This is a genomic window from Aestuariivirga sp., from assembly GCF_046093005.1.
Classification (GTDB): Bacteria; Pseudomonadota; Alphaproteobacteria; order Rhizobiales; family Aestuariivirgaceae; genus Aestuariivirga.
In genome coordinates this window covers 1-10,848 of the sequence record NZ_JBJTER010000179.1, presented here as the reverse complement: position 1 = coordinate 10,848, position 10,848 = coordinate 1, and the positions used below count along the sequence as shown (strand labels likewise).

Sequence of the window (10,848 nt, the reverse complement as noted above, 5' to 3'; positions counted from 1 at the left end):
AATGTGCGAAAGAATCTGGACACTGCCGTATGAAATCCATGTGCGCTCTTGTCAAATCCCTCGATAATGGGAACTGACAAAACACAGAACGTTTTGGGCTTACGTGTAAACCTGATGCCAAAAAGCTCGCAGTTAAGCCTATTTGAGACGTGTCGAAACTCCGCTGATAGGTTCATCACCTGATATTCCTGTAATACCTTCTTTTCTGCTGGCCGAAGCTTCGTCTGAAGCGTAATCATGTATTGAAATGCGCCATTAACTTCTTCGATTTGCTTTACAATTCCGTCCCTTGTTTGAACTCTATGGTGATATTTCATATTGTATTTAGCAGCGTAGAACGAAAACACGCTGATTGCATTTAAGCATCAATGCTAAATACAACATGATGAACAACGCCAAACATTACAATCTCAGCCTGGACAAGAGACTTGCAGACGAATTGAAGAGCATCGGCTTTATCCGTGCAGAACAAGATTTAAGCATGTGGTGCGGAAAAGAGCGCAGCTACTTCAGCTCCATGAGATGTCGCGGATATGGACTGCACATTGGTAGTTTAACACTGATGGCTGCACGTATAGCTGATCGCATGAACACCACAGCAGATGTGCGTGAGAGAGCAAGATTAAGAATGGCACTTAACATCGTGAACGCTGTAGTACAGGAGAAATGCAGGCTGCGTGAGCAGGAACTGTTAACAGCATGAAAATCAAAGAGATAATTGATGATCCACATAACGCGGAGTTGGATCGCATAAAGGCGCAGGAAAAGGCTGTTAAGGTGCGAAAAGCAAGCGTTAAAGCACAGCAAGCTCAGCAGAAACTCCGTAAAGTAAAAGCCCCTACGAAGCCGCTGTAATCCCCTCCCCTACCCTGCCCGCTACATGCGTAGCTTAAACCCGTAAACAGCATGTATCGACGTTTTTATGCGTTAGCAGGCTGGATAACAATTCGTAGTGCAAATCCTTATCCACCCACAAAATTATTCAATGCCTATCTGCACGATTTTATCAGATATTTTAGTTTTCGACGTCTTTTAGGTTGTTCTTACACATTGCCGACAACAAGCTTGTTTCATGCTCACTTAAACACAGGAGATGAAAATGAGCGCACTTAAGGGGCTGAATTTCGCTGCATATACTCGTCCTGATAGGCTCAGCGCAGAAGTGCAGCGCAGGAATAAGCTTATTGCACATCTGCAAGAACAGCTGGAAATGGTTCGCGCTGAGGTTGAAGGAAAGGCATACACAGTTAACAAGCGTAAGTGGCTTCGCAATGAGGATGGAACAAAAGTTTCCGTTGAGGTCGGAAAGCGTCTAAAGGCTTGGTACAGCACACAGCCCAATGGCACTGTTCTGCTCACAGTTCGATATGGTAGCAAGCCAATCGAATTTGAAAAGGGCAAAGCTGCAATCGTTGTAAAAAGTCGCGATGATCTGCTTGTTCTCATCCCAAAGCTTATTGCTGCTGTGGAAGCTGGTGAATTTGATGGCTACATTAACAGCATTGCCAAGCAGCGTTTGGTGGGAAAGAAGGCTGCATAATTGCACAACTCAATGGGAAGCTGAAAGTGCTTCCCATTTTTGTGCACAGATCACATCATAGCAACTCAGCATTACTCTGGACTTTTCCCATTTTTGACAATGTGTTACTGCCAGAATATGCTACACGTCTATGCTACATTTTGTAAAATCCCATATTTTATTGCCTTTAATTGATAGAACACTTTATTCGTAATGATGGGGTCGCGTGTTCGAGTCACGCAAGCGGCACCAGGCAGTTCTGCTCAGTCTGGGTATAGGCTTAAAGTCCATCAAGGATACGCTTGTCGAATCGAGTCGACGGCATTTCTATGCGGCGGTGTGTACAAGAACAGTAATCACCTGACAGTTGCCGGCCGCTAACGCGGATCAGGCGGCGAGTCGTTAACCGGGTTTCCGGGGCTCTACTCTCTCTTTTTGTTCCTGCTCAGGTTTGGCAGCGGTATACAACTCCCCTTCATTCCTCCGCCACTCTCGCCCGGATAGTCTCGCGGTCCACAATCGGTTTGGCAGCGTGCGGCATGAAAGAACAGGACGGCAGCACTGAGGCGCGCGGTCACTGGGCGTTAGCGCGGCGTCACCCCGGCGAAGGCCGGGGTCCAGCTTTGACATAAGGAAGCTGGATGCCGGCCTGCGCCGGCATGACGGTTGAGGAAAGCGGCAGGATTCGATAAGAATTCAGGATGTTCTCAGGGGAGGCGCGCGGCATGAAAGAGCAGGACACCGGCACTGAGCAGCGCGGGCATTGGGCGCCCAGACAGCCCATTTCCTATGGCCCTTTGCTGGCCTTTCCGTGGGATGCGAAAGCGGTGCTCAGATGGGTGTTCGGCTTTCCCGGCTTTCTGCTGCCGTGGACGGTGGGCTATGCGCTGCTCGCCTTCGTCATCTGGCAGTGGCTGACGCCGTCGCTGGACACCATGCGCGATCTGGCGCCTGGCTGGGTGCTGCTGATCCTCGCGCGCAACTTCGGTCTCGCGGTTCTGGTGTTCGGCGGCTGGCATCTGTGGCTCTACCGCTGGAAGCGGCAGGGCACGCGCTTCAAATACAACCGGCAATGGCCGCGCGAACGCGCGCCGGGCTTCCTGTTCGGCAACCAGGTGTGGGACAACATGTTCCACACGCTGGCGAGCGGCGTTCCCATCTGGACCGCCTATGAGGTGCTGCTGCTGTGGGCCTATGCCAATGGCTATGCGCCGATGATCAGCTTCGAGAGCCACCCCATTTGGTTCCTGGCGGTGTTTCTGGTCGTGCCGTTCATCCACGAGATCGGCTTTTATTTCGCCCACCGGCTGGTGCACACGCCGGCGCTCTATAAATGGGCGCATCATCTGCACCACCGCAACGTCAACCCCGGCCCGTGGTCCGGCCTGTCGATGCACCCGATCGAGCACGCGATCTATTTCTCCTCCGTGCTGGTGTTCTTCCTCATTCCGGCCCATCCGGTACATATGATCAACCTCGCCTCGCGGCTGGGCCTGGCGCCGGCCCAGGGCCACACCGGCTTCGACCGCCTGGAACTGGGCGGGGATAAGGCGATGGACGTGTCCTATTACGCCCATTACCTGCACCACAAATATTTCGAGGTGAATTATTCCGACGGCATGGTGCCGCTGGATAAATGGTTCGGCTCCTTCCACGACGGCTCGCCAGAAGCCCACCAGGCCATGCTGGCGCGCCGCGCCCGGCTCGGCAACCGGCTGCCTGACAACGGATAGCCGCCCTGCCCGCGCCAACCCGTCATGCCGGGGTCATCCGCCGGCGCCGATCAGGTCCTGGCGGGCTTCCTCGAGGTGGCGGGAAATGAGATCCGCCGCCGCCTGGCCGTCACGCCGCTCGAGGGCTTCGAAGATCGCCCGGTGCTGGCGGTTGTAGCTGGCGATTTTCTCCGGCAGCAGGATCAGCTTCTTCATGCGGTCCCACTGGGCGTGCAGGCGCACCATGTTCACTTCCTGGTAGACACGCACGATGAGTGGGTTGCGCGAGCAGCGCGCCAGCTCAAGATGGAACTCCGAATCGAGCTGGGTGAACAGGTTCTCGTCGATGCCGGGCGCCTCCAGCCGCCGCAGCACATCGGCGATGCGGTCAAGGTCGGATTTCGTGGCGTGAATGGTGGCGAGCCGGGTCATGTAAGGCTCGACGGCGAAGCGCGTCTCGATCAGTTGCAGCGGGCTCACCAGATCGGCCACGTCCTCCAGCCCCTGGTGGCGCGGTCCGGCGTAATTGACGAAGGTGCCGCTTCCCACCCGGCGCACCACCAGGTCTCTTTTTTCCAGCTCGTCCAGGACCTTGCGAATGGTTGACCGGGCGGTGCCGAAGGTGATCGCCAGCTGCCGCTCGGCCGGCAACTGGTCGCCGTCGGCATAGACGCCGGTTTCAATCGCGTGCTCGAGCCGCGCCATGATCACCCGGGTGGTACGGGCCGGCGCCGCGGTCGATTCCTGAATGTCCCTGTCCAATGCAGTCCCTTGGCGATTCATTGGCGCGGCATCTCAACCAATTCCGGGCAATTGGTTGAGATTGGCTACATTTGGTTTGCAATTGGCCCCGGATTGTGGATCAATAAGCCGTGGCTCGGCGCGCGCGTCAAGCCGCTTGATGCGAAGCGGGCAGCAAGCCCCGCCCCAGACCAGAGGAAACGCCGATGACGGACTATGAGAAATTCATCAAGACCCCGGGCCGCGACGACCTGATCAAACAGGTGCGCAAGAAGATTGACGCGCTCGGCATCCAGTATCTCTATCTCCAGTTCGTGTCGGTGACCGGCCGCATCATGGGCAAGGGCATTCCGGCCGACCACTGGGAGAACATCGCCAATGGCGGTTTCCAGCTGGTCTATGGCTCCACCGTCAATTTGTTCATGAACCGCCGCGGCGAATATCTGGGCTATGGACCGGAGGCCGCCGAGCTGGTCGGCGTGCCCGAGCCCGAGACCTTCATGCAGCTGCCCTGGGACCCCCGCGTGGCGCGCATGTTCTGCACCCTGTTCCGCAACCGCGAGGAGCGCGAGGCGCCCGGCGCCTATCTCACCGCCGATTGCCGCGGCAATCTCCGCCGCATCCACGACCAGTTCGAGAAAGACCACCGCATGCGCATGCGGCACGGCACCGAGCCGGAAATGATGTGGCTCCGGAAGGACGAGAAGGGCAACCCCAACGGCGGCTTCTCGCGCCCCTACTGCTATCACATCGACCAGTTCGAAAGCCTGCGCCCGGTCTACATGAAGGTCATCGAATATGGCCGCAAGATGGGCCTCGACATGATCCAGGGCGACCATGAGGACGCGCCGGGCCAGATCGAGCTCAACTTCAACTATGACGACGCGCTGCGCACCGCCGACCGTCTCACCACCTTCCGGCAGATCTGCGCCCAGGTGGCGCGCGAGTTCGACATCATCGCCTGCTTCATGTGCAAGCCCTTCATGGGCGTCTCGGCCAACGGCTGCCACCACAACATCTCGCTGTGGACGGGCGGCAAGGACGAGTTCAAGGCGCTCGGCAACGACCCGAAGAAGCTGCCCGGCTTCGAATACAACTATATGTACCGGCGCGGCGGCACCAACACCTTCATGCCCGAAGGCAAGGACCCGCGCATGCCGGGCAAGATCGGGCTTTACACCATCGGCGGCATCGTCAAGCATCTCTCGGCGCTGACCGCCATCGGCTGCTCGACCGTCAACTCCTACCGCCGCCTGTGGGATACGGGCTTCTGGGCGCCGGTGTTCGCCGACTGGGGCTTCCAGAACCGCACCACGGGCCTTCGCGTCTCGGCGCCGGGCCGCTTCGAATACCGCGCGGTCGACTCGATGGTGAACCCCTACATCATGGCCGCCGCCATCCTCCGGGCCGCCGATGACGGCATCCGCAACAAGATCGATCCCGGCCAGCCGGAAGAGCGCAACATCTACGCCGCCATGGAAGCCGGCAAGCAGGTGAGGAAGCTGCCGATGACGCTGGGCGACGCGCTCGAGGCCCTGAAGAAGGACGAGGTCGTCAAGTCGGCCATGCCCGGCGAGATGCACCGCCTCTACGACGAGTACAAGCGCGACGAATGGGAGCGCTTCCTCCACACCTCGACGGAGTGGGACCTCGAAAACTATCTCAACTGCCTGCCATAAAGGAGACGGACGACAGCCATGTGCGGTATCGCAGGACTGATCCATCGCAACGGCGCCGGCAACATCGGTCAGGAGATGACCGCCATGCTGCAGTCGCTGAAGCACCGCGGGCCGGATTCGACCGGTTACGCGATTTACGGAACCCCGGGGCGCAACGAATATGTGATGCGCTTCAAGGTGGCCGAACAGGAAGACATGTCGAAGGGCTTCGACATTCATGACGAGGTGAAGCGCCGCCGCGCCAAGGTCGAGGAGCGCCTGGCCCAGCTCGGCGTTCAGGTGATCGACCGCGAGGACGCCACCGAATATGCCTACCGCTACCGCATCCACTTCGACGGCGACATGAAGAAACTCGCCGATTTCGTCGAGGACGTGGAGGGAACCGAAATCCTGTCGATGGGCAATTCGCTCGAGCTCATCAAGGACCTGGGCGATGCCGCCCGCGTTGCCGGCCAGTATGCGCTGAGCAGCTTCCGCGGCACGCATGGCATCGGCCACACGCGGATGGCCACCGAGTCGGATGTCGATATCCGCTCGGCGCATCCCTACTGGGCCTATCCCTACAACGACATCGCGGTCGTCCATAACGGCCAGATCACCAACTACTGGATGATGCGGCGCGAGTTCGAGCGCCGCGGCCACCGCTTCATGTCCAACTGCGACTCGGAATTGCTGGCGGTCTACACCGCCTACAATCTCGAGCACGGCGCCAGCCTGGAGGACTCGCTCCGCCAGTCGATCCAGGACATCGACGGCGTGTTCACCTATCTGGTGTCCACCAAGGATGCGCTGGGCATGGCCAAGGACACCATGGCGGCAAAGCCCATGGTGCTGTTCGAAAGCGACGACCTCGTGGCGCTCGCCTCGGAAGAGGTGGCGATCCGTTCGGTCGTGCACCACGAGATTGACACCTGGGATCCCTATGATGAGGAGGTTCGCGTATGGCGGGCGTAACGACGGCCAAGAAAGAGCATCTCAGCCATGAGATGGGCATGCACACGGAAGGCCTCGTGGGCCGCACCCAGCAGCGTTTCTTCGACATCGCCGAAGAGCGCGTGGGCTACGGCTATCCGGACGCGCCGGACGTGGACTTCAACAAGCGCGCCGAGATCGACTGCGAGAACCTGGAAACCCGGCAGATCAATTCGCAGCTGCGCGAGCTGATCCGCCACGGCGTCGGCACCATCGTGCTGAAGAACCCCGGTTCCAAGCACTCGATCGCGGTGGGCATCCTCAACCGCCTCAACCTCTATATCGAGGGCTCCTGCGGTTACTTTGCCTGCGGCCTCACCGATGGCCCGAACATCCGCATCAAGGGCCGCGTCGGCTGGGCCTGCGGCGAGAACATGCTGGCCGGCACCATCGTCATCGAGAAGAACGCCGGCTCGCAGTTCGGCGCCGCGCTGCGCGGCGGCGACCTGGTCTGCAAGGGCTCGGTCGGCGCGCGCACCGGCATTGACCAGAAGGGCGGCAACATCATCGTCGGCGGCGACACGGGTTCATTCTCCGGCTTCATGATGCAGCGCGGCCGCATGGTCATCCTCGGCAACGCCGGCAAGAACCTGGGCGACTCGATGTATGACGGCACCATCTACCTCGGCGGCGAAGCCCGCTCGCTGGGCGTTGACGCGGTGCCGGGCGAGATGACCGATCTCGACCGCCAGTGGCTCACCCGCAAGCTCAAGATGTACGATCTCTATCCGAAGCAGGGCATCAACCACATCAAGAAGATCGTGGCTGGCAAGGCGCTGTGGAACTACGACAACCTCGAACCGGGCGAAAAGAAGCTCGTATTGTGATGGGGAACAGACACATGGCAAAGAAGAAGACCACGGCAAGCAAGAAGAAGAAGCCCGCCCGCGCCGCCGCCGCCAAGAAGGCGCTGGCGGTGAAGCGTTCGGCTCCGGTGAAGGCCAAGAAGACGCTTCCCGCCTCCACCCGCAAGAAGACCGCGGCCCGCACCGCCACCGGCATGGCCGGGCTTGCGGCCCGCGCGCCGGCCGAAACCAAGAAATACATTCTTGGTTCGTCGAAGATCTTCACGCCTGAGGTGATCAACGACATCCACATCAAGTCGGAGCTGGGCCGCTACCGCATGCGCGGTTTCTCCCTGTTCAAGAAAATCCCGCACTGGGACGATCTCACCTTCCTGCCCGGCACGCTCACCCGTTTCGTGATCGAAGGCTACCGCGAGAAGTGCGAAACCAAGACGGTGATCGGCCCGCGCGCCAAGCGGCCGATCACGCTCGACATCCCGATCTACGTGACCGGCATGTCGTTCGGCGCTCTGTCCTTCGAGGCGAAGATCGCGCTGGCCCGCGGCGCCACCATGGCGGGCTCGGCCACCTGCTCCGGCGAGGGCGGCATGATCCCGGACGAGCGGCGCTATTCGGAGCGCTGGCTCTACCAGTGCATCCAGTCGCGCTATGGCTTCAACCCGCATCACCTGCGGCTCGCGGACGCCTGCGAGTTCTTCATCGGCCAGGGCTGTAAGGTTGGCCTCGGCGGCCATCTCATGGGCCAGAAGGTGACGGACCAGGTCGCTGAAATGCGCTCGCTGCCAGCCGGCATCGACCAGCGCTCGCCGGCCCGCCACCCGGATTGGCTGGGGCCTGACGATCTTGCCCTCAAGATCCAGGAAATCCGCGAGGCCACCAACCACGAGATCCCGATCCAGCTGAAGCTCGGCGCGGCGCGCGTCTATGACGACGTGCGCATGGCGGTGAAGTGCGATCCGGATTCGATCTACATCGACTCGATGGAAGGCGGCACCGGCGCTGGCCCGCACATCGCCACCGAGGATACCGGCATTCCCGGCATCGCGGCCATCCGCGAGGCCAGGCGCGCCATCGACGAGCTTGGCAAGAAGGGCCAGATCTCGCTCGTCTATGCCGGCGGCATCCGCAACGGCGGCGACGTGGCGAAAGCCCTGGCGCTGGGCGCTGACGCGATCGCCATCGGCCACTCGGTGATGATGGCGCTGAACTGCAACAAGCACATCGACGGCGTCACCGATTTCCCCAACGAGATCGGCGTCGAGGCGGGCTTCTGCTATCACTGCCACACCGGCCGTTGCCCGGTGGGTGTCGCCACCCAGGATCCGGTGCTGCGCAAGCGCCTGGACCCGGACAAGGCGGCCGAGCGCGTCTACAACTTCCTGCATACGCTCACCATGGAAGCCCAGCTCCTGGCGCGCGCCTGCGGCAAGACCAACATCCATTCGCTGGAGCCCGAGGATCTCGCGGCCCTGACGATGGAAGCCTCGGCCATGTGCAAGGTGCCGCTGGCCGGCACCAACTATGTGGTTGGCCACGAGGCGCTCACCGACGCCGGCGGCAACTATCACCGCTACTGACCCGGAGGAGAAAATGGCAGGTACAAGCTACAAGGGCTCCGAGATCAAGGACGTCAACCAGTTCATCAAGGATGCGAAGGGGCTGTCGTCGAGCCGCGAGAAGGAGATTGGCCAGCACATCGGCTACCGCTATGATGTGAACCTGATCCCCGACTACAAGCGCATCACCCCGTTCCTCAAGGGCTACATGGAGTTCATGGGCTGGGAGGACCTCAACTGGCTGGAAGACGTGCACATGGGCTACGAGGAGGGCGAACCCGCCATCTTCGACCGCAACGTCAATGGCTGGGTGCGAATACCTCGAAACATCAAGCTCCCGGACAACCAGCAGGACCGGGACATGATGGCGCGGGAGCTGCTCATCAAATTCCAGATGAGCCCCAAGCATCCGATGGTGCAGCTCAACAAGGCTTACCGCAAGTTCTGACAAGACAAAGGCCCGGCATATTGCCGGGCCTCTTCGTTTGTGGCGTAGTGCGTAAACGGCGGGTGCGATCGCCCCTGCCGCAATTCGGCAAAAACATATCGGGAGGAATACAAAATGAAAATTCACTTTCTTGGCGTGGCCGCCGCCGCTCTGCTGGCAAGCTCGGCGCTGAGCTTCACGGCCCAGGCCGCGGCGCCGGAGTCGACCGATCCGATCCGCATCGTCACCAACAACTGGACCAGCCAGGTGGTGCTGGCCAACGTGGTGGGCCAGCTTCTCCAGAAGATGGGCTACAACGTCGAGTACAAGTCGTCTGACACCCAGCTGCAGTTCACGGCGCTGGCCGCGGGCGACATGGATTTCCAGGTTGAGGTGTGGGAAGGCTCGATGGCCGAGTCCTTCGACAAGTCACTGGCGGCCGGCGCTGTTGACTACGGCGCGCACAATGCCGTGACCCGCGAGGACTGGTGGTATCCGAAATACATGAACGAGATGTGCCCGGGCCTGCCGGACTGGAAGGCGCTCGATGCCTGTGCCGCCAAGCTCGCCACCGCCGAAACCGGCGGCAAGGGCCGCTTCGTCGGCCCGCCGGCTGACTGGGGCAAGCATTATTCGGAGCGCATCCAGGCGCTGGGCATGAACTTCCAGGAAGTGCCCGTGGGCCAGGCCGCCACGCTGTGGGCGGAGCTGCAGGCCGCCTATGACCGCAAGGAGCCGGTGGTGATCTTCAACTGGACGCCGAACTTCATCGAAGCCAAGTTCGATGGCGAGTTCGTCGAGTTCCCCAAATATGAGCCCGCCTGCCTCAGCGATCCCAAGTGGGGCCAGAACCCGGACGCCGTCTATGATTGCGGCGCGCCGGCCTCGGGCTATCTCAAGAAGGCGGGCTCCAAGACGCTGGGAGAGAAGTGGCCGGCGGCCGCCGCCTTCCTGAAGAAGGTGGACTTCAGCAATCCGCAGATTGCCACTGCCGCGGCCATGGTGGACGTCGACGGCATGACGCCGGAGGAGGCCGCCACGAAGTGGATTGCCGACAACGAAGCCACCTGGAAGACCTGGATGAACTGACCGGACAAGCGATGCGCCGGGCGGGGGCAGACCCTGGCCCGGCGCATGCTCAAGGCGGGTTAGAACGGTGGACGGTAAAGTGAAGCCGCGGTTCTGTCTTCTCCCGCTCCTACAGCGGGAGAAGAAGGGACCCGTTGCGGCCCGCAACGGGGGGATGAGGGGAAATTGTTCCTGATGCCCATGCCTTGCCCGCACCTGGCCCAACATCGTTGGGGCCCCTTCCTCTCCCGCTTTGCGGGAGAGGACGAAGGCGGGTGCATTCCGTTGACTGCACAAAGCTCTGGGAGTGGTGTTTGCTTGACTGAACCAGGTACAATTTCTCAGCCGGTATCCAGCCTCCGCCAGCT

The 10,848-nt window shown here is 60.3% G+C and carries 12 protein-coding genes; 10 read left to right on the top strand and 2 right to left on the bottom strand.

The genetic code is table 11. The annotated features are described in order from the left end of the window. Positions 1-347: hypothetical protein (locus ACKOED_RS15250; RefSeq protein WP_408917477.1), on the bottom strand; the 347-nt coding region annotated here is incomplete at its 3' end. A gap of 35 nt (positions 348-382) precedes the next feature. Between ACKOED_RS15250 and ACKOED_RS15245 the strand changes: the two genes are divergently transcribed. The 4 genes from ACKOED_RS15245 (at position 383) to ACKOED_RS15230 (ending at position 3,252) form a co-directional block, all read left to right on the top strand. Continuing rightward, a complete protein-coding gene (locus tag ACKOED_RS15245; protein ID WP_408917476.1) occupies positions 383-703 on the top strand; it encodes a hypothetical protein in 321 nt (106 codons plus the stop codon). After that, positions 700-855 (top strand): hypothetical protein, encoded by a 156-nt coding sequence (locus ACKOED_RS15240; protein ID WP_408917475.1) that lies wholly within the window; start codon positions 700-702, stop codon positions 853-855. Before ACKOED_RS15245 ends, ACKOED_RS15240 begins: the two co-directional genes overlap by 4 nt. A gap of 244 nt (positions 856-1,099) precedes the next feature. Then, positions 1,100-1,540 (top strand): DUF6641 family protein, encoded by a 441-nt coding sequence (locus ACKOED_RS15235; protein WP_408917474.1) that lies wholly within the window; start codon positions 1,100-1,102, stop codon positions 1,538-1,540. A gap of 704 nt (positions 1,541-2,244) precedes the next feature. Next, positions 2,245-3,252 (top strand): sterol desaturase family protein, encoded by a 1,008-nt coding sequence (locus ACKOED_RS15230; RefSeq protein ID WP_408917473.1) that lies wholly within the window; start codon positions 2,245-2,247, stop codon positions 3,250-3,252. Positions 3,253-3,285: 33 nt separating this feature from the next. Here ACKOED_RS15230 and ACKOED_RS15225 read toward each other — a convergent pair whose 3' ends face one another. Continuing rightward, the gene (locus ACKOED_RS15225; RefSeq protein WP_408917472.1) at positions 3,286-3,993 is read right to left on the bottom strand and encodes a FadR/GntR family transcriptional regulator; all 708 of its coding nucleotides are present in this window, start codon (positions 3,991-3,993) and stop codon (positions 3,286-3,288) included. 185 nt (positions 3,994-4,178) lie between these two features. On the opposite strand from ACKOED_RS15225, the gene ACKOED_RS15220 reads away from it, so the two are divergent. From ACKOED_RS15220 to ACKOED_RS15195, 6 genes are all read left to right on the top strand, one after another. Then, complete coding sequence (locus ACKOED_RS15220; protein WP_408917471.1) at positions 4,179-5,651, top strand: glutamine synthetase family protein; 1,473 nt, start codon at positions 4,179-4,181, stop codon at positions 5,649-5,651. 18 nt (positions 5,652-5,669) lie between these two features. Next, positions 5,670-6,605: a glutamine amidotransferase gene (locus tag ACKOED_RS15215; RefSeq protein WP_408917470.1), complete on the top strand. Its 936-nt coding sequence runs from the start codon at positions 5,670-5,672 to the stop codon at positions 6,603-6,605. Further along, positions 6,593-7,450 (top strand): GXGXG motif-containing protein, encoded by an 858-nt coding sequence (locus ACKOED_RS15210; protein WP_408917469.1) that lies wholly within the window; start codon positions 6,593-6,595, stop codon positions 7,448-7,450. The genes ACKOED_RS15215 and ACKOED_RS15210 overlap by 13 nt, the downstream gene beginning before the upstream one ends. Before the next feature lie 14 nt (positions 7,451-7,464). Further along, the gene (locus tag ACKOED_RS15205) at positions 7,465-9,006 is read left to right on the top strand and encodes an FMN-binding glutamate synthase family protein (protein ID WP_408917468.1); all 1,542 of its coding nucleotides are present in this window, start codon (positions 7,465-7,467) and stop codon (positions 9,004-9,006) included. A gap of 13 nt (positions 9,007-9,019) precedes the next feature. Next, positions 9,020-9,433: a hypothetical protein gene (locus ACKOED_RS15200; RefSeq protein WP_408917467.1), complete on the top strand. Its 414-nt coding sequence runs from the start codon at positions 9,020-9,022 to the stop codon at positions 9,431-9,433. A gap of 114 nt (positions 9,434-9,547) precedes the next feature. Beyond that, complete coding sequence (locus ACKOED_RS15195; protein WP_408917466.1) at positions 9,548-10,501, top strand: ABC transporter substrate-binding protein; 954 nt, start codon at positions 9,548-9,550, stop codon at positions 10,499-10,501. Positions 10,502-10,848 lie beyond the last annotated feature (347 nt).